This is a genomic window from Paenibacillus sp. 01T442 (assembly GCF_056398345.1).
Window position 1 is genome coordinate 62,252 of the sequence record NZ_JBFTPF010000014.1, and the last position, 23,069, is coordinate 85,320.

Sequence of the window (23,069 nt, forward strand, 5' to 3'; positions counted from 1 at the left end):
GTGACCCCCATGTTTCAAGTGCCCGCAGAGAAAATCGCATTTTATGAAGAGAATGGTTTTGTCCAGTTAGAGGATGTCTTGTCGGAAAAGGAAATCAACGAGCTGAGCGCTTACCTCGACGAGGTCATGGCGATTGAAGGCGAACATACACAAAGTGTGGAGCAGGACTCCGACTACTTCAAAATTCTCAACAGCAAAATGAATACATGGCGGGATTCTGCCGGTATGGCCCTCTACGTGCTAAGTCCCAAACTTGCGGATATTGCCAGGCAATTTTCCGGTTCAACCGGCGTCCGCTTATTCCATGATCAAGCCTTCTGGAAAATGCCCGGAGATTCCAAACCTACACCTTGGCATCAGGATGCCACTTATTTTCCCATGCATGAATCGAACGTCCTAACCCTATGGCTGCCGATGCATGATGTGGATGATGTGAATGGGTGCTTGTCCTTCATCCCAGGCTCTCATAAGGAAGGGAAATTAACGAATGTCGACTTCCTCCATCCCATCGATTTACTCGAGCTCACCAAGGAAAGTGGTACAAACCTCCGCCGACCTATCAACGTCCCTCTCAAACGCGGCAGCTTCACACTTCATCATGGACTCACTTTTCATTATGCGCATGCCAACAAATCTGACAAACCACGCCGAGTCTTGACCATCGTCTATATGCCGGAGAATGCCACTTTTAATAGCAAAAGCAATCATGAGCTCACCCAAGGCTCTAGCTTTCAGGAAGGTGAACTCCTTAAGGGGCGGCTTTTCCCCGTCTTAGCATCGGCTCCACAATCTGACTAAGCGGTATGGGATAGGATATCTGTTACTCTTTTGGCGTTTTGAATGATTAACTGGAAAACCTCCATCTAAATTCTCCCTATTTGATTCAAAATCAGAATTAGATGGATTTCATGTAGCTAATTTACTCACTTCTGCGGTTTTTGAGCAAAATGGCTCAAAATAGCTGGATGTTTTCCAGTTACTTCAATAAAACGGAACTTTCCCCCGAAATAGCTGGATGTTTTCCAGTTATTTCATCTATTTCATCTATTCCACCTATCTCACCTATCTCACCTATTTCATCTATACCACCCATCTCCCCTAATGCACATCTGCTGCTTACTTGATGCAGTCACAACCAAACACAAAAGGCACCACTAGCAGATCATCTGCTATGGTGCCCCTATACCTTTACTCGTCGTGATGCCCAATCAACGAAATGATCTGCTTCTTCAGCTTCACGAAAGCTTCGGAATCCTTCACATCCTCTACCTGCCGCAACCCGCGCGGTATGACAATTTCACTGCGGATCGTGCCTGGATGCGCCTGCATCACATACACCCGCTGCGATAAGAAGATGGCTTCCTCGATATCGTGCGTGATGAACACAACCGTCGTTTTCTCCTTTCCCCAAATACGCAGCAGCAGCTCCTGCATGGCATTTTTCGTTTGCGGATCCAGCGCGCCGAACGGTTCATCCATGAGCAGCACATCCGGATTATTCGCCAAAGCCCGCGCGATCGCCACCCGCTGCTTCATCCCGCCCGAAAGCTCCTTCGGCAATGATTTCGCGAACTTATGCAACCCGACTAGCTCCATGAAGTGATCGGATATGGCTCTCTTTTCAAATAAAGGAACACCCTTCAACGTCAATCCGAACTCAATATTCTCTCTCACGGATAGCCAGGGGAATAACGTATAGCTCTGGAAGACCATGCCTCTGTCAGCGCCAGGACCTTCAATCTCATGCCCGTTGATACTCAGATCCCCCATCGTCAAGGGCTCTAATCCAGCAATAATCCGCAATAAGGAAGACTTCCCGCAGCCTGAGGGCCCGACAAAGCTGACAAATTCATGCGCATCCACATGAAAGGACACTCGATCCAAAGCTACGAATTGCGACTTCTTCGTACTGTACACCTTCGTAACATCAACTGCCTCAATTTTTCGTACAGCAGCACCCGCAATAGTCCCCTCAGAAGGTACGTTGTTATAATCTAAGTTTAATGCTTCCATCTTAACGTCCTCCTTCCAACCATGGGAAAAATCGCTTATGACAATAAGCAAATGTGCGATCCGTCAGTAAGCCAAGCAAACCAATCGCAATTATGCCTACGAAAATTTGATCCGTGTTCAAGAACCGCTGCGCCTTCATGATCGAAAATCCAAGACCACTGCTAGCCGCAACCAACTCAGCTACAACCAGATACGTCCATGCCCATCCAATGATTAAGCGGAGCGTATTCATCAAATCTGGAAGCAGTGCAGGAATCAGCACCTTTTCGATAACTTGCCAGCGTTTCGCACCTAACGTATACGAGGTTTGCAGTAGATCATTGGAGACCGACCTTGTATTGTCAGCAACCATCAGCATCAATTGGAAGAAACACCCCAGGAAGATGACGAGGACCTTCGCCCATTCGCCAATCCCTGCCCACACCATGATCAAGGGAATGAACGCCGTCGCAGGCATATACCGAATAAATTCAGTAGGAGGTACTAGGATAGCTTCTGCAAACTTATACGTACCTGCCAGGATCCCTAGCGGTATCCCGATGATACAAGCGAGCAAGAATCCACCGCCCACTCGGAAAATACTGATCCAAACATTTTGCCAGAACACGGGGTTCTGTAATTGAATCCCAAACTGCCGGAGCACCTGATCCGGTGTTGGAAGGAATGTACGATTAACCAAGTTGCCATAGCTCATTACGCTCCAGAACAATAACAGAACCGCAATGATAAGCACAACACCTGACAAATATGATTTACGGCTAATTTCACCTCGTATGGCAAACAATGTGGACTTGCGTCTTTTTTTCACCAGCGTTTCCATCTGCAGCCCTCCTGATCAGCCTTTATTGCTTTAATTTATTTCTTGCGTTCCTTCATGACTTCCTCTACAAAATGGCCATCCAAGAAGGTTTCCGCTTTCGGTATTGTGCTCAGCATATCTAAGCCTTTTAAGAATTCGGCCGTCTTAATAGAAGTAAAGGCTAGCGATTCGTAGGAATCCCCTTTAGCGAAAGCCTTGACGTTATCCTCCAGTTGGAAAATCTTCACGCTATCCACGCCAGCTTTGTATTCATCAATCGGCGTCTCTGCCGCTTTAGCCATAATTTTCAAAGACTCTTCTGGGTTCGCTTTCCAGTAGTCCAATGCATCGAACCAAGCGTTAATGATTTTTTTCACATCGTCTGGACGATTCTTCGTAATTTCTTCTTTAAATACGAGTAAGTCAGGAATCAATCCTGGTGTATCCTTGGATGAGAAGAGCAACTTCCCTTTCCCCTCTTGGATGGCTTTACTTAGGAATGGCTCCCATAGCACCGCTGCATCTAGATTACCCGCTATGAACGCTGGCCCTGCATCGTTGACTGTCATATTCGTATAAGAGACATCCTTCTCTGCTAATCCGGCTTTCTCAAGCGCTGTCAGCATCAGAAGATGATCGACGGTTCCAAGCTCAGTCGCGACTTTCTTACCTTTCAAATCTTTCAAAGAATTGATACTTGGCTTCACGACAACACCGTCGCCGCCATTCGAATTATCATTCACCAGCACTGCTTTCAACTTAATGCCTTTGCTTGCTGGAGCTAGTGTATCGCTTAACGTTTGACTATTTGCATCCACTTTACCTGAAGCGAGTGCGGATAAGGAGTCACTGTACACAGGGAACCAGACCAGATCCACGTTCACGCCATTTTTCTCGAAAAAGCCCTTCTCCTTCACAAGGTACCACACGAACCAGCCCGGCCATGGACTAAGCGCCAACTTGATTGGCTCTTTGCTGCCTCCTGCTGTCGTACTCGCCTCTTTGCTTCCACAACCACTGATTACTGTAAAAGTTAATAATACCGCCAACATCAGAAATATTGTTTTTTGTCTCATTCTCCGAACTCCCTCTCTGTATAAAATGATTAGGAAAAAGCCCGGAATGATATCATATCCTGATATCCTCCCGGGCTTTTATCCCTCCGTGTGCACGATGAAGCTCACCGTGTGTCTTCTCTTGGACCTGACCGATAGCCTTCATTCTATCGCGGAACCCTAGAAAACAAGTTTGCTATGCGGTTGTTACTTCGTTGTCTTACTTTTGTTTATATCATACTTAGATTGGTCGTTTGTGTCAACATATATAACATAATTAATTTTAACCAGTTCAAAATCGCCACTTACGTGATGTTACATGACATAAATACAGTCCTGACGGGGGCACCGCGATATATTCAATTCTTTTCCGCCTTCAGATGTTAGATAAACAGCCTGTTCAGCCCGCCTAGTCTCATGTCACCATGACCAAAAAGCCCCTTCGCTTAAACTGCGAATGGGGCCTTTGTCTATAGACAGCTAACGGTTATCTATATTTTACAAGTGACGAACAAACAAGTATCGAACTAAGGCTGTAACAGCCCCACATGAACTTTAATTACCGCTTTTTTGATTTTCGATGATTGCCCCATGCCAGGTCTATGAATATCGTTAGGGAAAAAGACGGCGAACATGCCAGGCTTGAGATGAAGCAAAATCTCGTCTGCCGATGGATCATATAATGCAAAATCATGTTCACTTTCATAGGCTTTTACAACACGGAGATCTTCCCGATCCGCAAACCAACCGATCGTCTCTTCTCCATCGATTAAGTAGTGGATATCAATATACGACTCGTGCTTCTCAGCTAGCTGCTCGTCCATCGGCTTAGCATCAAATTCCATAAACGATACGTACATCTGATCACCTTTGATCTCTACTCGACCTTCAGGCACGTCACCATTAAGCAGTAGATTAAGTTCCTCTAAGGCCGTTACGATAACTGTATGCTCAAATTTATTTTGTTTTTCCCACAATGACATTGTACCTAAAATCATGGACTGTTCCCCCATTGCACATGTTTAATCCTTTAAAGCAATTTCACGACCACGGACTCCGCTGTATGTTCCTTGTTCCTAATCGATTCCTCGTAGGATCTTTTGAAGTATTCCACATATAAGACATCCAACAAATAGAGCTGCGAAATTTTCGCCGACAAGGAACCTCCCTGCAGAGGGCCTTCATTGGCTCCACATAACAGCGTAAGATCAGAATACGAAGTTAATGGCGACTTGACAAAGCGGGTAATCGAAATGACGGTAGCCCCGCATTCCTTCGCCTTTTTGGCCACCTCAATCGTATCCTTGGTTGAGCCCGAATACGAGATGATCACAGCCACATCCCGTTTGGTCATCAACGCTGCCGACATCATCTGAAGATGTGAATCAATTGTGCATTCCGTTTTGTTGGTGATGCGCATGAATTTAATTTTCGCTTCCATGGCTGTCATTAAAGATGAGCCTACACCGAAAAATATGACTTTTTCTGCTTGAAGTAAGTAATTAATGGCTTCATCGATTTTGGAGCTATCAATTAAGTTGAACGTTTCGTTTAACGCACTTATGTTGGTTGACAGAACTTTGGATGCAACTTGTGCGATGGAATCATTCATCAAAACCTTCTCGGTAAGCTGCGGAATTTCATTTTCCACGGTAATGCTATGTGCCAGGGCAATTTTGAAATCTTGGTAGCCCTTGTAGCTCAAGGACTTGCAGAACCTGAATATACTAGATTCGCCAACCCCGCAAACATCTGCAAGATCTGTAATTGACATGTAGACAACTCTGTCTATGTTCTCCAGGACATAGTCCGCTACTTTTTTCTCGGTCGTTGTTAGGTTGTTATATTTAGAATGAATAGTTGTAAAAATATTGATTGTGCGCACACGATCACCCTCTTAGCCTCAAGATTCAGACATGATGCGCAACAATGATGCGAATGCGCCTCTTTCAGCGTAAGAATAATGAGGCCGCGCCCAATAGACCAGCCTTATTTCCCAAAGAAGCCTTAAGAATTTTCACGTCTGCAAAACTTTCCATGATCAAATCTTGCGTTTGGGCCTCGACTGCACGAACGAGTTCCTCTTGCTCCATCACACCGCCCCCTACAATAATAGCCGAGGGATTAAAAATATGAATAATTGAAGCTAAGCCAACGGCTACTTCTGCCGCCCAAGCAAGTAAGACCTTCTGCAATGGTTCGTTTCCTAATCTTATTTTACCAAAAAAAACCTTGCCGTCCACACATTCCGGATCCACCTGTTGCGCCATTCGAACTAATGCTGTCGTTGAGGCATAGTTTTCATAATAAGGCTTTCTCTCTCCACCGCGCGCGTCTGGTAATGGGTGCGTAATGATATGACCGAATTCCGCAGCTACACCCTTAGCTCCTCGGTAAATCTGACGATCGATAACGATCGCTCCGCCGATACCTGTTCCGAACGTAAGACATAAGAAATCTTGAAACGATTGCGCTGCGCCGAAATAGGCCTCTCCCAATGCTGCCGCGTTGACATCATTTTCAACTCTAACAGGCTTCTTAAATCGATTTTCAACGATCTCTCTGATTTTCATTCCCGTATAATCCGGAATATTCTCATTTGCATAAACAATATACCCTTCTTCGGAATTGACTTGTCCAGCTGTGCTTATGGCAATAGCATCGTAATCCGCATACACCGCAAGCTGGAGAAGCAATTTCTCTATGACATGAGGGCCTCCCTTGAGGCTTTCAGTGGGATATTCCTTATATTGATCGACATTCCCTCGTTCATCGCAAATCCCCATCTTCGTGTTGGTACCACCAATATCTGCCGCTAAAATTTTCATAAGCTATTGGATCGCCTTAACGAATCGTTTGGTAATCTCCATCGGTCGCGTGATGATAGATCCTACAACAGCCGAGTAGATACCTAGATCAAATAATCGCTTCAATTCTTCAGGTGTCGAGATGCCACCCTCAGCAATGATGGGGACGGATAATGTCGCAACGAGTTTCTGTGCCAATTCGAAATTTGGCAAAGGCTTGCCTTTCGTTGCTTCCGTATAACCGCATAATGTTGTACCCACACTGTCAAAACCCAGTTCAACTGCCGTGACCGCTTCCTCATACGTCGAGCAATCCGCCATAAAGAGCTGATTCTTATATTTCTTTTTAATTTGCGGAAATAAATCTGAAATCGTGGAGCCATCCGGTCTTATGCGGTCGGTTGCGTCCATTGCTATCATATCTACACCTTCCTGACAAAGCGCATCGACCTCTTTCATGGTAGGCGTAATGAAAACATCCGATCCATCGTACACTTGCTTGATGATCCCGATAATCGGCAAATCGACATGTTTCTTAATTTCATGAATATCTGCTACGCTGTTTGCTCGAATTCCCGAAGCACCGCCTAAGTAAGCCGCATAGGACATTCTCCCCATAATAAATGGACTGTGCAACGGTTCTTCAGGTAATGCTTGGCAGGAAACAACCAATTTCCCTTTAATCATTTCCAGAATTGTCTTATTTGTATCCATCCGTTCCCCACTCCACACCTATATTTTTATTCCTTCACTGCGCCAGCCGTCATGCCTTGGGTAAAATAACGTTGGAACAAAACGAATATTAACAGCATTGGAATTGCAGCAACCGTGGCTCCTGCCATTTTATAGGCAAAATTCGGATTAAGATCCTGCATCAAAGTTGCCGTACCTACCATCAGTGTTTTCATATTTTTCTCTTGTCCAACGACGGACTGCCATAAATAATCGTTCCATACTTGTACAAAGTTTAAAATAAATAGTGCACCAATACCAGGTTTAACAATCGGAAGCATAATTTGCATGAAAGTCTTCCATTCACTAGCTCCGTCAATTCTCGCCGCTTCTCTTAAAGCATTTGGTGCTGTATCGAAAAACCCTTTTAACAAAAACACACCAAATGCAGTGGCAACGTTCGGCCAGATCATGCCGTTATAACTGTTCACCATCCCGAATTGCTGCGTGATCCGGAATAGCGGAACGATCATGATTTCTTTCGGAATCATCAAGCTCGCTACAAAAATAATGAAGATGATATTACTGCCTTTGAACCTAATTTTCGAAAAGGCATAAGCGGCCATAGCCCCAACACCGATTACAAGCACCGTGGTGACACCAGAAACGAACACACTATTGAATACCCATCTCAGAGCTGGTTGACTTTGAAATACGTCCGCATAGTTAGAGAAAGTAATCGTGGTTGGCCACCAGTCAGGCGGCATTTTCACAACATCCGAGCTATTTTTAAGTGAACTTGTAAAGAKCCAATATAAAGGAAACAAGTTAAATATCGCGAAGATGAAAATGATCACATTAGATATGATATCAATCCGCTCCATTTTCTTCTTGCTGTTTGATTTCGACATGCTGAATACCCCCTTTACTTCTCCTTGACTAAGCTTCTTAACTGAGGCACGGACAACAATAATGTAATCACGAACATGATTACCCCAACAGCTGAAGCCATACCAAGTTGATTATATTTAAATGCGTTATTGTAGAGATAGTACATCAGTGTTACGGAAGCATTATTCGGTCCACCACCAGTTAAGAGCTGGATGACTACGAATATTTTCAAAACAGCAATGATGTTAATGATCACAATATAAATAGTCGTGGATTGGACAGAAGGAATCAATATTTTGAAAATGACCTGCCATCTGCTCGCCCCGTCCACTTCCGCCGCTTCAAACAGATCTTTCGATACGCCCAGCATCGCGGCGATATAAAGAATGATCGCTTGTCCCAYATTTGTTGCGAATGTTACGAATATAATAACCGGCATAACCGTTGTTGTTTTCCCCAATAAATTAACATTACCCAAACCCATTTCCTGAGAGAAATAAGAAATTAACCCATTCGCAGGATTCAGTAAGAAACTCCACACCATACTCATGACAACCATTGAGACCATTACCGGTACATAGTAGCTACCTCGAATGAATGAAACATACTTGGCATTCTTGTCAAATACAGCGGAAGCTACAAACAGTGCGAAACCGACCGTAAGAATAACGATAAACACGACGAACACAACGGTATTTATGAGCGCTTTGAAAAATACAGGATCGTTAAACAGCGCCACATAATTATCCAGTCCAACGAACTTTTCAGATTGATAATTGATCCGATACAAGCTAAGTCTTATACCTTCAATAATCGGATATACCAAGAAAACTAAGAAAATCAGCATCTGTGGTGAAATAAATAGGTAACCGGTGATACTATCTTTGAGGGATTGACTGCGTATTCTCATATCGGTTTTCCTTTCTAATTAGCAGCCTTAGGATCACTCGGATCCCAAGGCTATTAATCGGTTATTGATGATTCATTTACTTCGTTTGATAGATAACTGAGCTCTCTTTATTCGTTTGAATAACCTTATTACCTTTGGCCTGATAATCCTTCACAACCTGCTCAGGAGTTTTGGCACCTGTATATAGGGCTTGAAGCTCAGGGTAAAGCACTTCTCGTAATTGGCTATAGCCTGGAACGTTACCGCTGAAGTTAAATAGATACTTGGAATTTGCATCGTAAGCTGCAAAGAGCGGGTTCACATCTTTGAGTTCTCTGGATACTGAAGTTCTTACTGGGATACCATTCTTCGAAGACTTCACCAATTCAGGATCTGTGGAGAAGAATTTAACAAAATCTTTAGCTACTTCGACTTTCGCTTTGTCTTTATTTTGGAATACGCTCGCGCCCACTACGTACGTAAAGGACAATGGATCTCCGCTTTCAGACGGAATATTAGCTAGGCGTACATCGAACTTCGCGCTCTTGCCGCTAGCCATATCCGCTTTGGTGTTGTTGAACAAGATCGGATTCGTAAAGCTGATCGCTAACTGCTGATTACGGAACATGCCGTTCGCATCATTGGACGATACCGATTCAGGACCCGGATTCGTGTAGCCTGCGTCCTTGATTTTCTTCAACCAAGTCGCAGCTTTAACACCGTTCGCATCATCAAGCACGATATTTCCTTTATCGTCAAAGAATTTATTACCGAACATTCTCATATAGGCAAGGTTCCATGTGTCCCCTTGATTATTTACAGCATAAAGTGACATCGGATAAGCATTGGAATACTTATCTTTCGGCAGGTTATCTTTCAGACCTTTTAGAATTTGCTCATACTCGGCTAGTGTCCACGTCTTAATATCATTAGGTCCACCAATGTATTTCTCTAGACCGGCTGCTTTGAACATATCCGCGTTATAGACCAAGGTTCCTGGGTTATGTTGGAACGGGTAGAAATAAACATCTTTGCCGAAAGTCACCGCATCCCAAAAGTTTTTGGCAATGTCGGTTTTGGATGCATCATCCACAATATCAGTTAACGGCACTAAAGCACCGCGATGAACATAATCGCCCATTGCAAAAACGCTTTCAAAAAATACATCTGGCGCCGTTCCGCTGCTTAAGTTGACATTGAGAAGCTGATCACGTTGGTCGCCTGCAATAACTTCAACTTTGATTTTCGCATCATACTTTTTGTATTGCGCAGTAAATTTATCAGCTGCCGCTTTCAAGAAGCTATCGTAATCAGCGCCAGGCTCTGTAGAATCCAGAACACCTTTCCACTGTGGTGTCAGCCAAACTTTAAGCTCTACCTTTTTCCCAGTAGCTTCTCCTGCATTGCTAGTACTAGTGGCTTCTTTATTACTGCTAGTGCATCCCGCGACAATTGAAGTCAACATCGTCAGAGCCAAAACTGCTATTGGAAAGCGTTTAATTTTCATCATAAATCTACCCCTTGTCTATTATTCTAGATGCGATCTGACTTTGTATAAACTTTGGCAACTGAGCCCCTCTGCTATAACCGTGTACGACTCCCTACATGTGAAGGCGAGATGGCTCGTCCATCTCATCTCCTCATCGAATCTTGAACCCGTTTCTGCATTGTAGCCCCATGTGTTGGAGTCCCCAAAGCATACAATGGTTTTTTTCATCGTTTACAAAATTCCTGAATCGCTTCATCGATCATTGTCACAATGTTATCTATTCGTCCTAAGTCTTCATTGCTGATGCCTTCTAACGGCCCTCTAACGCTGCCAATGTTCACGCCTCTGCGATTCAGTACTTCTTTAATAACGGCATACATGGATCCATTCTGTGAGCAAAGCGCGATAATGATGTCATTAATACAGCTTTGGATGCGTTTCGCTTCTTCAAACTTACCTTGAAGGAAGAGTTCATTAGCTTGTAAGAATAATTCCGGCATAGCCGCGTAAGTGCCGCCGATTCCACCATCAGCTCCCATAATTCTTCCAGCGACATACTGTTCGTCAGGGCCATTGAATACAACAACGTTGTCTCCGCCGACTCTTTTGAATCGTTCGATATCCATCGTTGGCATTGAGGAGTTTTTCACACCGATTACTTTCGGGTTAGCAAGAAGCTTCTCAAATAGCGCCGGAGTTAATGTATAACCTGTCGTTTGCGGAATGTTATATATAATAAAGTCTAGTGGAGTTGCATCGATAATTTCATTCCAATATTTATAAACAGAACTATCTGGCAGCTTGAAATAAATAGGCGGGATCGCAGATAGAGCATCATATCCCAATTCAGCTGCATGTTTCGCCAATGCAATGCTGTCTCTAGTAGAAGGTGCCCCTACATGGGCAATCAACGTCATTTTGCCTTTCAAACGGTTTGCCACATAGCTAAGCACCGCTTTGCGTTCGTCAAGGTTTTGGTAAATACATTCACCGGAACTTCCCCCGACATAAACCCCATTGACTTTTTTTTCATACAAATAATCACATAATGCGTTGGTTCGGGCTTCTGAGATATCACCTTGATCGTCATAGCATGCGTAAAATGCTGGTATGATTCCATGGAATTTTTCTAATCTCAATGAATTCCCCTCCTAATGTTTATAATGTTTGGCAAGATCAACATTATCATAAAAACGCCATTCTGTAAATTAATTTCACCATTTTATATTTTATAAAAAATATTTCCACCAACCCCTTCCTCCTCTGGATTTGCTAGGTTATGTTTTGAAATTGTCATAGCTCTCACCTGCAAGTAGTATTTCCCTTTTTTCTTCCACGATGCAATTACAAATTGCACAGTACTTCTAGTTATCGGAAGTACTCCCGAAAAACCAAAAAAAGGCCCAGCACCAGAGGTGCTAGGCCTTTCTATCAGTCAGCGTCGCTTACACGCCTAACCATTTCTTGAACAAGTGCTTCGTCGTGTCCGCATTCAAAGCTGCGATTGACGTCGTAAGCGGAATACCCTTCGGACAGGAGCGTACGCAGTTCTGCGAGTTACCGCAGCCTTCGATACCGCCGTCTGTCATCAGCGTATCCAAACGCTCGTCTTTGTTCATCTCACCCGTTGGGTGAGCATTGAATAGACGAACTTGGGAAAGTGCGGAAGGCCCGATAAACGAGTTTTTGTCGTTTACGTTCGGACAAGCTTCCAGACACACGCCGCATGTCATACATTTGGACAACTCATAAGCCCATTGACGCTTCGACTCAGCCATACGCGGTCCAGGACCAAGATCGTAGGTTCCGTCGATTGGTACCCATGCTTTAACCTTTTTCAACGCGTTGAACATGCGTCCACGGTCGATAACAAGGTCACGCATAACAGGGAATGTGCTCATTGGTGCTACACGAATCGGCTGCTCCAGCTTATCTACAAGCGCGGAACAAGCTTGACGCGGCTTCCCATTGATAACCATGGAACAAGCGCCACATACTTCTTCCAGACAGTTGGATTCCCAACAAACTGGTGTTGTTTTGTCGCCATTCGCATTCTTAGGATTACGCTGAACTTCCATCAAACCGCTGATCACGTTCATGTTCGCGCGGTAAGGAACTTCAAACTCCTCTGTGTACGGTTTGGAATCCGGACTCTCTTGACGAGTCACGATAAACTTCACTGTTTTCGTTGCGCTTAGTGTCTCCGCCATGATCAGGATCCCTCCTTTTTCTTCTCCGTGGAGTAGTCACGTTTACGAGGTTTAATCAACGATACATCAATTTCATCATACGAAATCTTAGGACCATCTGGCGTCCAGTCTGCGATTGTCGTTTTCATGAAGTTATCATCATCACGCTCTGGGAATTCAGGCTTGTAATGCGCGCCACGACTCTCATCACGCATCAACGCACCAACTGTCATCGCTTCTGCAAGCTCGAACATGTTCCAAAGTTGGCGCGTGAACGCAACTCCTTGGTTGTTCCAACGTGCCGTATCTGTGATGTTGATGTTGTTGTAACGCTCTTTCAAATCCTTGATCTTGCCAATCGTTTCAGTCAAACGATCGTTGTAACGAACAACCGTCATATTAGCATTCATCATGTCGCCAAGCTCTTTATGAAGCACGTACGCATTTTCCGTACCGTTGTTCATTTTGAGCAAGCTCTCATAACGATCTTGATGGCGTTTCTTCTCACGATCATAAATGATGGAGGACGTATCATCCGCATGCTTGGATAAGCCGCGAATATACTCAACCGCTTTAGGACCAGAAACCATGCCGTCATAAATCGCGGAAACGAGAGAGTTCGCGCCCAAACGGTTTGCACCGTGATGCTGATACTCACACTCACCTGCTGCGAATAGGCCTGGAATGTTCGTCATCATGTTATAGTCAACCCACATGCCGCCCATGGAATAATGAACCGCTGGGAAAATTTTCATTGGAATTTTACGCGGGTCATCACCCATGAACTTCTCGTAAATTTCCATAATACCGCCGAGCTTAATATCAAGCTCTTTCGGGTCTTTATGAGAAAGATCCAAGTAAACCATGTTCTCGCCATTAATACCAAGCTTCTGATCCATACACACGGAGAAAATCTCACGCGTTGCAATATCACGAGGCACAAGGTTACCGTAGGCTGGATATTTCTCTTCAAGGAAGTACCAAGGCTTACCGTCTTTGTAAGTCCAAATACGTCCACCCTCACCACGTGCTGATTCGGACATCAAGCGCAGCTTGTCGTCTCCCGGAATCGCCGTCGGGTGAATTTGAATCATTTCACCATTCGCGTATTTCACACCTTGTTGGTAAACCGCACTTGCTGCCGTACCTGTGTTAATAACGGAATTCGTTGTTTTGCCGAAAATGATACCAGGACCGCCTGTTGCCAAGATAACCGCATCAGCTGGGAACGTTTGAATTTCCATGCTGCGCAAATCTTGTGCTGCGATACCACGGCATACGCCTTCGTCATCAATAACCGAACCCAGGAATTCCCAGTGTTCGAATTTCGTTACGAGACCCGCTGTTTCCCAACGACGAACTTGTTCGTCGAGCGCATACAGCAATTGTTGACCCGTTGTTGCTCCTGCGAACGCTGTACGGTGATATTTGGTACCACCGAAACGACGGAAATCAAGCAAACCTTCTGGTGTACGGTTAAACATAACGCCCATCCGGTCCATCAAATGAATAATGCCTGGAGCTGCGTCGCATAATGCTTTAACAGGAGGTTGATTCGCTAAGAAATCTCCCCCGTATACTGTATCGTCAAAGTGCTCCCACGTGGAGTCACCTTCACCCTTCGTATTCACCGCACCGTTAATGCCGCCTTGCGCACATACGGAGTGGGAACGTTTCACAGGAACTAAGGAGAACAATTGTACATGTACTCCGGCCTCTGCTGCTTTAATTGTCGCCATGAGTCCCGCAAGGCCTCCGCCGACGACGATGATTTTTGAATTAGCCACTTCTGTTCACCCTCCCTTAATGCCMCGTATGCGCTTCTACTGGAACTGAAAATTCTGTACCTGTAAACGCAGTTAATGACATGATAAACATCACCGTCATTAGAACGAACAAGCCCATTGTAATGATTGTCGAAAAGCGTTGCGCACGCGGTCCAATTGTAATACCCCAGCTCACTAGGAATGACCATAGGCCGTTCGTGAAATGGAATGTTGCAGAAACAATCCCAACTAGATATAACGTGAAAATAACTGGATTCGTTGCAATATCATGCATCGTTCTACCAAGTTCTTCATGTGCCACATTGCCTAAAGCAACCTGAACACGAGTCTCGAATAGATGCCATGCAATGAACAAGAAAGTAAGTACCCCTGTCACACGTTGCAACATAAACATCGTATTACGGAAATACCCGTAGCTTGATACGTTATTACGTGATTGGTACGCTACATAAAGTCCATAAACGGCATGATAAAGAAGCGGAAGCCAGATCCCCACGATTTCCATGAGCAATACTAACGGCAAACCGTTCAACCAGTTAATTTGATCCACGAAGGCTTCAGGCCCTTTCGTAGCTTCATAGTTAGTGAGCAAATGCTCAATAAGGAAGAAGCCCACCGGAATGACACCTAGTAACGAGTGGATCTTTCGAAAGTAATACGAATTACTCATAATGTAACCAATTCCCCCCTCAACAAAATTCAATAAACATCCGACAAGTTTTGACAAAACAAGCCACATATCATTGTACTCTCGCCGCAAACGAGCGTCAACCCATAATCATCCACGCCTATTTTGCCAATTCAGTCAATGATTATACACAAAGGTCCACGAAATATAGATAATTTGTGACATGTACATCGTACCTCTTTCGCGCTTATAATGGAAGTGCCGTTTTTTTATATCTACTTATAACTATTTCACATATAGAGATGAGGGAAACGTTTGGAGCTTTTAGAAGTCTTCGCCATCGTAGTCGAACAAGTCAGCCTTAATAAAGCGTCACAATTGTTAAACATTTCACAGCCTGCCCTATCGCGAAAAATTATGAAGCTAGAAGATGAGCTTGGCGTGGAGCTTTTTATCCGAAAGGGGAAAAGACTGGAGTTAACGAAAGCGGGGCAAATTTGTTATGACCATGCCTTAGAGAAACGCCATCTGGAGCGGAAATTCAAGCAAGCTCTTCATAGTTACAAAGCCGCGGGCAGCCTGTCATCACTTACCATTGGAGCCTCTCTAACAACACTCCAGTCTACGCTGCCGGATCTCATCACGGATTATTTACGTGACTATCCACTCACAGATATCAAGCTTCTTACCGGCAAAACACATGAAATTGTCTCCCTGGTGAAAGACAACAAAGTAGATATCGGCATCGTTGCCTCTCAAATTAATGCGACAAGCCTACACTGTGAGCCTTTGTTCGACGACCATCTCAGCTTGGTGCTCCCATCCGGACATCCCTTGATCGATCGTGCGGAGATTACGATGAAGGATTTGAATGATTTGCCGATGATCCTCTTTTCCAAAGGTACGTGGTATCGCATTCTGATGGACGAGCTATTCAATCGTTTCACGATATTCCCTAATGTTCAAATGGAGATCGATTCCTTCGAAGCGATCATTCGGCTCGTCTCTACCTGTAAGACGGCAACCTTATTGCCCAAATCCTATTTACGTGAAGATTTAATTCAGAATAATGAACTAATTTTAAGAGAACTCCAAGAATTGGAACAAACGAAACGAACAACCTCACTCATCTACTCCGATCACTCGGCAGATAATGCGGAATCCATGAAATTCGTCGCCCAGGCAATCAACTATTTTGCTAAACACCGCTAGCCCGAACCATACACTTACATGTGCACAAATTTATATCCAACACCCCAAACGGTTCGAATCCATTTCGGCTCTTTGGGGTTGTCTTCGATCTTCTTCCGAAGATTTGCAATATGTACATCAATAGCCCTGTCAGTCACGAAAGAATCAAATCCACGCACGGTTTGCAATAGATCTTCACGACTGTACACGCGACCCGGGTTGTTAATAAAGCATCTCATAATTTCGAATTCCGAATACGTTGTCTCAACAATCTCACCATACACACTCATGGAACGTGTGTTCGTATTCAGTGTTATCTTGTCCTGCTTGTCCATGATAGCCGCAAGTACAGTTGGATTAGCCGGTTTTACTTCTTCCTGTACTTTTTGTATCGACTGTGCCACAGGAAACTGATTCATGGTTGGATATCTCTGAGCGCGGCGAATAAGCGCATGAGCTCTCGCAATCAATTCATGCATACTAAATGGCTTGCACATGAAGTCATCTGCGCCCGCTCCTAGGGCGTTGACGCGTTCAACGATTTTATTCTTCATAGAAATTATCATGATCGGCACACTTGAGGTCTCACGAACTTGGCGACAAATCGCTAGCCCGTCCATATCTGGCAGCACCAAATCCAGCAGAATCAGATCAGGTTGAAATTGCGGTATGGCGGCAATCCCACTCGTCCCATTCTCCTCTCGGATAACATGGAAGCCCTCTTCCTTCAAATACAACGTTACCATATCACCGATCATCGCATCATCTTCGATCATGAGTACCTTATACATGCGTTGTCCACCTTCATATGAAAATTCCCTTGCTGCAGGACTTGGTATGTGTTCGGATCAGCCGATAACTTGACTTTCAAACTCATTAATTTGGTTGTTGGTTCCGATGATCACCATGATATCATTTTCATTCACAACATCACCTGCTTGCGGCGCAATGATAACCCCTGTCTGCTTATTGATCGCCACAACACTGCAGCCATATTTAGCTCGTGGATCCAACTGTTGAATCGTATACCCGCACAACCGCTTTGGCACTGAAAGCTCTACAATTGTGTAGTCTTTGGAAATTTCAATATAATCCAATAGATTAGGGGTCACCAATTGATGCGCCACGCGAATGCCCATATCCCGTTCCKGGTAAACGACGCGATCGACACCTAATTTCGTCAGCACCTTTCCATGAAGCTCGGATAATGCTTTGGCAACGACTTGACTTACACCCAAATCTTTCATTACGATCGCTGTCAAAATGCTGGATTGAATATCATCCCCGATGGCGATGACAGCACAATCGAAATTTCGAATACCTAACGATTTCAGTACATCTTCATCCGTTGCGTCCGCGACAACAGAATGTGTTAGTTCATCACTCATGTCGTTCACGACTTCCTCGTCCAGATCAATCCCCAAAACTTCATGACCAAGTTTCATAAGTTCTCTAGAAAGACTTGACCCGAATCTGCCTAATCCTACCACAACGTATTGCTTCTTCTTCATCTTGTTTTACACCTATCCAATCGTAATTTTCCCCTCAGGGTATCTAAATAATTCTTTTTCCTGCTTTGGCTGTAAGGCATAAGCAAGTGTAATTGTACCAAGTCGTCCAGCAAACATCGTTATACAGATAAGCACTTTCCCAAACGTTGTTAATTCTGGTGTCAATCCCATCGAAAGGCCTACTGTTCCAAATGCGGATGTGACTTCAAACAAAATTTTGATAAATGATGAATCTTGCGTCGTGGATAAAATCATTGTTACGATAATGACTAAGAATAAAGCCATCATGGATAACGTAATTGCTTTGAGAATACGATCCTTCGCTAAGCGATAGCGATAAATGACGATATCTTCTTTTCCACGAACCATCGTGATGATTGCACTAATCAGAATGGTAAACGTAGTTGTCTTGATCCCACCACCAGTTGAACCTGGCGAAGCTCCAATAAACATAAGAATGATGAGCAGAAATTGGGAAGCTTGACGAAGCGCACCAATGTCCACGGTGTTGGCCCCTGCCGTTCGAGCTGTTACAGATTGAAAAAAKGATCCTAATACTTTTGCGCCAAAATCTAATGAACCTAGGGTTCTGATATTTGTAAACTCGAATATAAAAATACCAACTGCACCTACTAACAAGAGTAAACCGCTCATGCTTAGAACGACCTTTGAATGCAAAGAAAGCTTTCTCTTATTACGAAATTCCATTAGATCGGAGATGACAATAAATCCAATCCCTCCAAGAATAATCAGCATCATTGCAACAAAATTAACAACAAAATCACCGACATATCCGGTTAGAGAAACAAAAGGTGCATCCACAGTACCGAACAAATCAAAGCCCGCATTGTTAAACATGGAGACAGCATGCCAGATGCCGTAATAGAGACCTCTAGTAAAGCCAAAATCGAAAGAAAACCGAATTGTAAAGATAACAGCAGCAATGGCTTCAATGGACAGGGAATAGATAATAACTTTACGGATCAAACGGACAATACCTTCCATACTGCCTTGGTTGAAAGCTTCTTGTAAGACTAACCTTTCTTTTAAAGTAATTTTTTTACGAAAAGCAAAAGCGACTAATGTCGCCATTGTCATAAATCCAAGCCCGCCAACTTGAATCAAAGACACAATAACTATCTGCCCAAACATCGTATATGCACTTCCGGTATCCACAACAACAAGCCCTGTTACACAAGTCGCAGAGACTGCCGTAAAAAAGGCATCAATAAAAGGTATGGAATGTCCTGTCGCCGATGAGAGTGGCAACGTCAATAGTCCCGCTCCTATGAAAATGATAACAGCGAAACCTAAAACTAGGATCTGCGGAGGTGTAAGCTGCCAAATATTCAGTTTTTTATTCATTGCGCCTCCTGCATTATGTAAGTAAATAAGTTAAATTCCATTTGGATATACCGATAGAGTTCCCCGTTCATTTGTAGAAATTCCACCAAGTAGCAATTCAAAAGGTATTATATAATTGTTTCCGAATGTTTACCAGCAAATTGGCTTTCTTTTTAAACTATGATAACGTAAAGAAATGATTGAGAATCGTGAATTCAGAAGGGAATTGACTATGCAAAGGCTGAAATTTAATCGTTTCCTGCTCCTCTTGGCTTGTATTGGCATGTTCCTTTACCTCGGGGTTTCGATGTTGTATGGACTGCGTGATGAGGAACCTGCCGTAGCGGATATGCCCTCGATCACGAAGCAGCAAGCAGCCGATAGTGCGGCAGCCTTCATTCGTCAGCGTTATGAGCTGCATAACCCACAAACCTATGTCGTCTATCAATCTAAAAAAGAACGAAGCGGCTACTTTCAAAAGGAACATTTACTAGAAGCTTATACGAAGCAATATGGCGAAAAGTTCCCCATTGATTATTATCAAGTCAGCGTCAAGGATGCCACTACCAAACGTCAGTTTGAAGTTGATGTCAATTATACGAATTCAAGCATCATCGGCTGGCACGAAAATCTGGCCATGACGAAAACGAAGTCAACGTCGCTCATGAGTAAAACCAAAGCAGATACATTAGCGAAGCTGGAGATTCGTCAAATGGGCTTTGATCCGGAGGACTTCAGCCAACTCGACCATGCAAGTAATGATTATCCTGAAGAGCAAATGACGCTTCAATACGAAAAACGCACGCAACCCATCGGTGAAGCAAAGCTAAACGTTCAAGTAAACTTCGATCAAACGAATCTCACCGGTTTCAATGTAAGCTTTGGGCTGCCTGATTCTCACCTGAATTGGCTTACCCAACAAGATGATTCCGCTTCACGCATGACCTGGATTTCCATGGGCTTCACGCTGTTGATGACGCTTGCTGCGATTGTTTTTGCCATTATATATAGGAAACTTATCAAATTCAGCAGGGGTTTGTTATTAACTACGATCTTCTTCGTGATTTATATCATGAACAATGTGAATATGTATCCAGCTTTTCGAGTTATGAGTGGGGATACGAACAGTAGTGAAGCCGTTTGGTTTACCATTGTATTCATGAGTGTCGTCACTATCCTACTTGGGATATCGCTCTATCTTTCTTTAGTCGCCGGTATTGGATTGTGGAAATCCATTAGTCTTAATAAATGGACTGCCTGGAAAGAAGACAAGTTTGGCCAAGAGGTGTACGATGGAATGGGTCGTGGCTATTTACTCGCACTCTTTATCTTAGGTATCCAGCAGGTCTTATTTTACACAGGTGAAGTGAAATTCGATGTGTGGTCGGTCAATGACCCTGCCGATTCGGTACTCAATATGCTCAAGCCTCAATTATTCCCGCTTATGGCGTGGGTTGCTGCTATTTCGGAAGAAGCTACTTTCCGCTTCCTAGGCATTATCCTTTTCAAAAAACTGTTCCGCAACAATTTCATCGCCATCTTACTCCCGAGTGTGATCTGGGCAGCAAGTCATACGCAATATCCGATCTATCCCGTCTACACCCGACTAATCGAGGTCACCATTATCGGTATCATTCTCGGATATGTGTTCCTGAAATATGGATTCATCACCGCGATATTCGTCCATGCTTGTATGGATAGCATTCTGATGGGGCTGTCCCTCTTCTCCTTAGGCCACATCAGCGATGTACTCGCTGGCATTCTCTATCTTGCACTCCCTGGACTCGTTGGGCTTGGCTTAGCTTGGCTGCATGGAAAAAGGCGAAAGCCCCCTATTCCTGGGGAGCCGCCGCCTCGCCTTGAAGTGCTTTGATAATGTCACTCGCTAATTTTTCACCAATACCTAGAGGCTTGAAGTCTGTGACTTCGGCCTCTTTTATTTTGCGCACGGAGCCAAAATGCTTCAGCAGCGCCTTACGGCGCTTCTCACCGATGCCTGGAATGGCATCGAGCTGTGAGACGACCATCGACTTGGCCCGCGTTTCCCGGTGAAACGTGATGGCGAAGCGATGGACTTCGTCTTGAATACGCTGCAGCAAATAAAACTCTTGGCTGTCACGCGGCAGTGGAACAATTTCGGCAGGATCACCAATCATCAGCTGGGCTGTTTTATGCTTGGCATCCTTCACAAGCCCGCAAATCGGAATATATAAGCCTAGTTCATTCTCCAGAATGTCTATGGCAGCTGAGATTTGCCCTTTCCCCCCATCGACAACAATCAAATCAGGCATTGTGAGATTGTCCTTCAGAACACGCTCATAGCGCCGTCTGATGACTTCCCGCATCGTTTCATAATCATCTGGTCCAACGACCGTCTTCACTTTATATTTACGGTATTCCTTGCGATCTGGCTTCCCATCCACGAATACAACCATGGCCGACACGGGATTCGTCCCTTGGATGTTCGAGTTATCGAATGCCTCAATTCGGCGAATCGTGCCAATGCCCAGCCACTCACCGAGGTTCTCGACAGCCTTCGTTGTACGACGCTCGTCGCGTTCAACAAGTCGGAACTTCTCATCCAAAGCGTTCACCGCGTTGTCTCTGGCCATATCGACCATTTGCTTCTTCAGCCCGCGCTGCGGCATGTGCACTTTCACCTTGAGCCAACCTTCCAAGGCTTCGCGAATCTCTTTCTCGTCAGCCTCGGTGCGTCTTACCCCATCCCCCAATGCCTCTTGCTGAGCTTCTGGCTCTGGCATCGTGGGCAGGAAGATCTCCTTCGGCAATGCTGGATTGTCGCTGTACACCTGTGTGACATACGTCATGAAATCGTTGTACTCATCGCCGTAGTAAGGGAAGAGCGAGACGTGCCGTTCGATGAGCTTGCCTTGGCGCATGTACTGGATGTGCACCGCCATCCAGCCCTTGTCGACGGCATAGCCGAAGACATCGCGGTCCAGCGCGTCGGCCGTCGTGATCTTCTGCTTCTCCATGAGCGCGTCGATGCTCATGATGTGATCGCGCAGCTCCTTCGCGCGCTCGAAGTTCAATTCTTCAGCTGCCGCCAACATCTTGGTCGTCAGCTCTTCCTTAATGACGTCGTGTCCCCCGTTCAGGAAACGGCTGATCTCTTGCACCATCCGCTCATTCGTTTCCGCGGATACCTCTAGTGCGCAGGGCGCAAGACATTGCCCCATATGATAGTATAGGCATACTTTATCGGGCATGGTCTTGCACTTGCGCAGTGGATACAACCGATCCAGCAGCTTCTTCGTCTGCTGGGCCGCGAATGCATTCGGATAAGGGCCGAAATACTTCCCCTTATCCTTGTACACCCGCCGCGTGACTTCTAGACGCGGCTGCTCTTCGTGTGTAATTTTGATATAAGGAAACGTCTTATCATCCTTAAGAAGTACGTTATACCGCGGATGATGCTGCTTAATCAGATTACACTCGAGGATAAGTGCCTCCATATTAGAGGAAGTAATAATATATTCAAAGTCGCGAATTTCGCTGACTAACTTTTGCGTTTTGGCACTGTGACTCCCCGTGAAATAGGAACGCACACGATTTTTCAACACTTTAGCCTTGCCTACATAAATAATTGTGCCTTGATGGTTCTTCATAATATAACAGCCCGGCTTATCCGGGAGTAAAGATAGCTTGTGCCTAATCGTTTCTAGGCTCTGTTCGCGGACGTCTGCGTCCTCTTGCTCAAACTCAGTCATACCTAAATCTCCTTCCAGAAAAAATCATCGCGAATGAAAAAAAAGCTCTTTCTCAGCATAGCAGAAAAAGAGC

Annotated in this window: 21 protein-coding genes and 1 riboswitch; of the genes, 3 read left to right on the top strand and 18 right to left on the bottom strand. The window is 44.6% G+C overall.

The genetic code is table 11. From position 1 onward, the window contains the following. Positions 1 to 9: 9 nt before the first annotated feature. Positions 10 to 798 (top strand): phytanoyl-CoA dioxygenase family protein, encoded by a 789-nt coding sequence (locus AC1DLM_RS13865; protein WP_477570303.1) that lies wholly within the window; start codon positions 10 to 12, stop codon positions 796 to 798. Between the two features lie 390 nt (positions 799 to 1,188). On the opposite strand, the gene AC1DLM_RS13870 is transcribed toward AC1DLM_RS13865, so the two are convergent. The 14 genes from AC1DLM_RS13870 to AC1DLM_RS13935 form a co-directional block, all read right to left on the bottom strand. Further along, positions 1,189 to 2,013: an ABC transporter ATP-binding protein gene (locus AC1DLM_RS13870; protein ID WP_477570304.1), complete on the bottom strand. Its 825-nt coding sequence runs from the start codon at positions 2,011 to 2,013 to the stop codon at positions 1,189 to 1,191. A gap of 1 nt (position 2,014) precedes the next feature. Beyond that, positions 2,015 to 2,833: an ABC transporter permease gene (locus AC1DLM_RS13875; protein WP_477570305.1), complete on the bottom strand. Its 819-nt coding sequence runs from the start codon at positions 2,831 to 2,833 to the stop codon at positions 2,015 to 2,017. A 35-nt stretch (positions 2,834 to 2,868) separates the two neighbouring features. Then, positions 2,869 to 3,888 (bottom strand): ABC transporter substrate-binding protein, encoded by a 1,020-nt coding sequence (locus AC1DLM_RS13880; RefSeq protein WP_477570306.1) that lies wholly within the window; start codon positions 3,886 to 3,888, stop codon positions 2,869 to 2,871. A gap of 65 nt (positions 3,889 to 3,953) precedes the next feature. Continuing rightward, a riboswitch (guanidine-I (ykkC/yxkD leader) is annotated at positions 3,954 to 4,062 on the bottom strand. 332 nt (positions 4,063 to 4,394) lie between these two features. Beyond that, a complete protein-coding gene (locus tag AC1DLM_RS13885; protein ID WP_477570307.1) occupies positions 4,395 to 4,865 on the bottom strand; it encodes a NanQ anomerase/TabA/YiaL family protein in 471 nt (156 codons plus the stop codon). A 32-nt stretch (positions 4,866 to 4,897) separates the two neighbouring features. Beyond that, complete coding sequence (locus AC1DLM_RS13890; protein WP_441988679.1) at positions 4,898 to 5,752, bottom strand: MurR/RpiR family transcriptional regulator; 855 nt, start codon at positions 5,750 to 5,752, stop codon at positions 4,898 to 4,900. Positions 5,753 to 5,816: 64 nt separating this feature from the next. After that, positions 5,817 to 6,695 (bottom strand): ROK family protein, encoded by an 879-nt coding sequence (locus AC1DLM_RS13895; RefSeq protein WP_477570308.1) that lies wholly within the window; start codon positions 6,693 to 6,695, stop codon positions 5,817 to 5,819. A gap of 3 nt (positions 6,696 to 6,698) precedes the next feature. Further along, the gene (locus AC1DLM_RS13900; RefSeq protein WP_441988677.1) at positions 6,699 to 7,388 is read right to left on the bottom strand and encodes an N-acetylmannosamine-6-phosphate 2-epimerase; all 690 of its coding nucleotides are present in this window, start codon (positions 7,386 to 7,388) and stop codon (positions 6,699 to 6,701) included. A 26-nt stretch (positions 7,389 to 7,414) separates the two neighbouring features. Continuing rightward, the gene (locus AC1DLM_RS13905) at positions 7,415 to 8,257 is read right to left on the bottom strand and encodes a carbohydrate ABC transporter permease (protein WP_477570309.1); all 843 of its coding nucleotides are present in this window, start codon (positions 8,255 to 8,257) and stop codon (positions 7,415 to 7,417) included. A 14-nt stretch (positions 8,258 to 8,271) separates the two neighbouring features. Further along, complete coding sequence (locus AC1DLM_RS13910; RefSeq protein WP_477570310.1) at positions 8,272 to 9,147, bottom strand: carbohydrate ABC transporter permease; 876 nt, start codon at positions 9,145 to 9,147, stop codon at positions 8,272 to 8,274. Positions 9,148 to 9,223: 76 nt separating this feature from the next. Further along, the gene (locus AC1DLM_RS13915) at positions 9,224 to 10,636 is read right to left on the bottom strand and encodes an ABC transporter substrate-binding protein (protein ID WP_441988674.1); all 1,413 of its coding nucleotides are present in this window, start codon (positions 10,634 to 10,636) and stop codon (positions 9,224 to 9,226) included. A 203-nt stretch (positions 10,637 to 10,839) separates the two neighbouring features. Continuing rightward, positions 10,840 to 11,754: a dihydrodipicolinate synthase family protein gene (locus AC1DLM_RS13920; RefSeq protein WP_441988673.1), complete on the bottom strand. Its 915-nt coding sequence runs from the start codon at positions 11,752 to 11,754 to the stop codon at positions 10,840 to 10,842. Positions 11,755 to 12,060: 306 nt separating this feature from the next. After that, the gene (gene sdhB / locus AC1DLM_RS13925; RefSeq protein WP_056613628.1) at positions 12,061 to 12,825 is read right to left on the bottom strand and encodes a succinate dehydrogenase iron-sulfur subunit; all 765 of its coding nucleotides are present in this window, start codon (positions 12,823 to 12,825) and stop codon (positions 12,061 to 12,063) included. Between the two features lie 2 nt (positions 12,826 to 12,827). Continuing rightward, entirely contained in the window at positions 12,828 to 14,591 is a 1,764-nt protein-coding gene (gene sdhA, locus AC1DLM_RS13930) for a succinate dehydrogenase flavoprotein subunit (RefSeq protein ID WP_441988672.1), read from the bottom strand. Between the two features lie 16 nt (positions 14,592 to 14,607). After that, positions 14,608 to 15,264: a succinate dehydrogenase cytochrome b558 subunit gene (locus AC1DLM_RS13935; protein ID WP_477570400.1), complete on the bottom strand. Its 657-nt coding sequence runs from the start codon at positions 15,262 to 15,264 to the stop codon at positions 14,608 to 14,610. Between the two features lie 270 nt (positions 15,265 to 15,534). Here AC1DLM_RS13935 and AC1DLM_RS13940 point away from each other — a divergent pair, with 270 nt between their 5' ends. Next, complete coding sequence (locus AC1DLM_RS13940) at positions 15,535 to 16,431, top strand: LysR family transcriptional regulator (RefSeq protein WP_441988671.1); 897 nt, start codon at positions 15,535 to 15,537, stop codon at positions 16,429 to 16,431. Positions 16,432 to 16,445: 14 nt separating this feature from the next. On the opposite strand, the gene AC1DLM_RS13945 is transcribed toward AC1DLM_RS13940, so the two are convergent. Genes AC1DLM_RS13945 through AC1DLM_RS13955 form a run of 3 tightly spaced genes read right to left on the bottom strand, consistent with a single transcriptional unit; the run spans position 16,446 to position 19,286 of the window. Beyond that, positions 16,446 to 17,201 (bottom strand): response regulator transcription factor, encoded by a 756-nt coding sequence (locus tag AC1DLM_RS13945; RefSeq protein WP_441988670.1) that lies wholly within the window; start codon positions 17,199 to 17,201, stop codon positions 16,446 to 16,448. 57 nt (positions 17,202 to 17,258) lie between these two features. Next, entirely contained in the window at positions 17,259 to 17,921 is a 663-nt protein-coding gene (locus AC1DLM_RS13950; protein ID WP_477570311.1) for a potassium channel family protein, read from the bottom strand. A gap of 12 nt (positions 17,922 to 17,933) precedes the next feature. Then, complete coding sequence (locus AC1DLM_RS13955; RefSeq protein ID WP_441988668.1) at positions 17,934 to 19,286, bottom strand: TrkH family potassium uptake protein; 1,353 nt, start codon at positions 19,284 to 19,286, stop codon at positions 17,934 to 17,936. Positions 19,287 to 19,497: 211 nt separating this feature from the next. Between AC1DLM_RS13955 and AC1DLM_RS13960 the strand changes: the two genes are divergently transcribed. Then, a complete protein-coding gene (locus tag AC1DLM_RS13960; protein WP_441988667.1) occupies positions 19,498 to 21,138 on the top strand; it encodes a CPBP family intramembrane glutamic endopeptidase in 1,641 nt (546 codons plus the stop codon). On the opposite strand, the gene uvrC is transcribed toward AC1DLM_RS13960, so the two are convergent. Then, on the bottom strand, positions 21,098 to 22,996 hold the full coding sequence (gene uvrC / locus AC1DLM_RS13965) for an excinuclease ABC subunit UvrC (RefSeq protein ID WP_441988666.1): 1,899 nt from the start codon (positions 22,994 to 22,996) through the stop codon (positions 21,098 to 21,100). The genes AC1DLM_RS13960 and uvrC overlap by 41 nt on opposite strands. Between the last annotated feature and the right edge of the window lie 73 nt (positions 22,997 to 23,069).

Bases quoted from the DNA above. Each gene is read 5' to 3' on its own strand.
- AC1DLM_RS13865 (WP_477570303.1), top strand. From the start codon at position 10: ATGTTTCAAGTGCCCGCAGAGAAAATCGCATTTTATGAAGAGAATGGT.
- AC1DLM_RS13870 (WP_477570304.1), bottom strand. From the start codon at position 2,013: ATGGAAGCATTAAACTTAGATTATAACAACGTACCTTCTGAGGGGACT.
- AC1DLM_RS13875 (WP_477570305.1), bottom strand. From the start codon at position 2,833: ATGGAAACGCTGGTGAAAAAAAGACGCAAGTCCACATTGTTTGCCATA.
- AC1DLM_RS13880 (WP_477570306.1), bottom strand. From the start codon at position 3,888: ATGAGACAAAAAACAATATTTCTGATGTTGGCGGTATTATTAACTTTT.
- AC1DLM_RS13885 (WP_477570307.1), bottom strand. From the start codon at position 4,865: ATGATTTTAGGTACAATGTCATTGTGGGAAAAACAAAATAAATTTGAG.
- AC1DLM_RS13895 (WP_477570308.1), bottom strand. From the start codon at position 6,695: ATGAAAATTTTAGCGGCAGATATTGGTGGTACCAACACGAAGATGGGG.
- AC1DLM_RS13900 (WP_441988677.1), bottom strand. From the start codon at position 7,388: ATGGATACAAATAAGACAATTCTGGAAATGATTAAAGGGAAATTGGTT.
- AC1DLM_RS13915 (WP_441988674.1), bottom strand. From the start codon at position 10,636: ATGATGAAAATTAAACGCTTTCCAATAGCAGTTTTGGCTCTGACGATG.
- sdhB (WP_056613628.1), bottom strand. From the start codon at position 12,825: ATGGCGGAGACACTAAGCGCAACGAAAACAGTGAAGTTTATCGTGACT.
- AC1DLM_RS13945 (WP_441988670.1), bottom strand. From the start codon at position 17,201: ATGTATAAGGTACTCATGATCGAAGATGATGCGATGATCGGTGATATG.
- AC1DLM_RS13960 (WP_441988667.1), top strand. From the start codon at position 19,498: ATGCAAAGGCTGAAATTTAATCGTTTCCTGCTCCTCTTGGCTTGTATT.
- uvrC (WP_441988666.1), bottom strand. From the start codon at position 22,996: ATGACTGAGTTTGAGCAAGAGGACGCAGACGTCCGCGAACAGAGCCTA.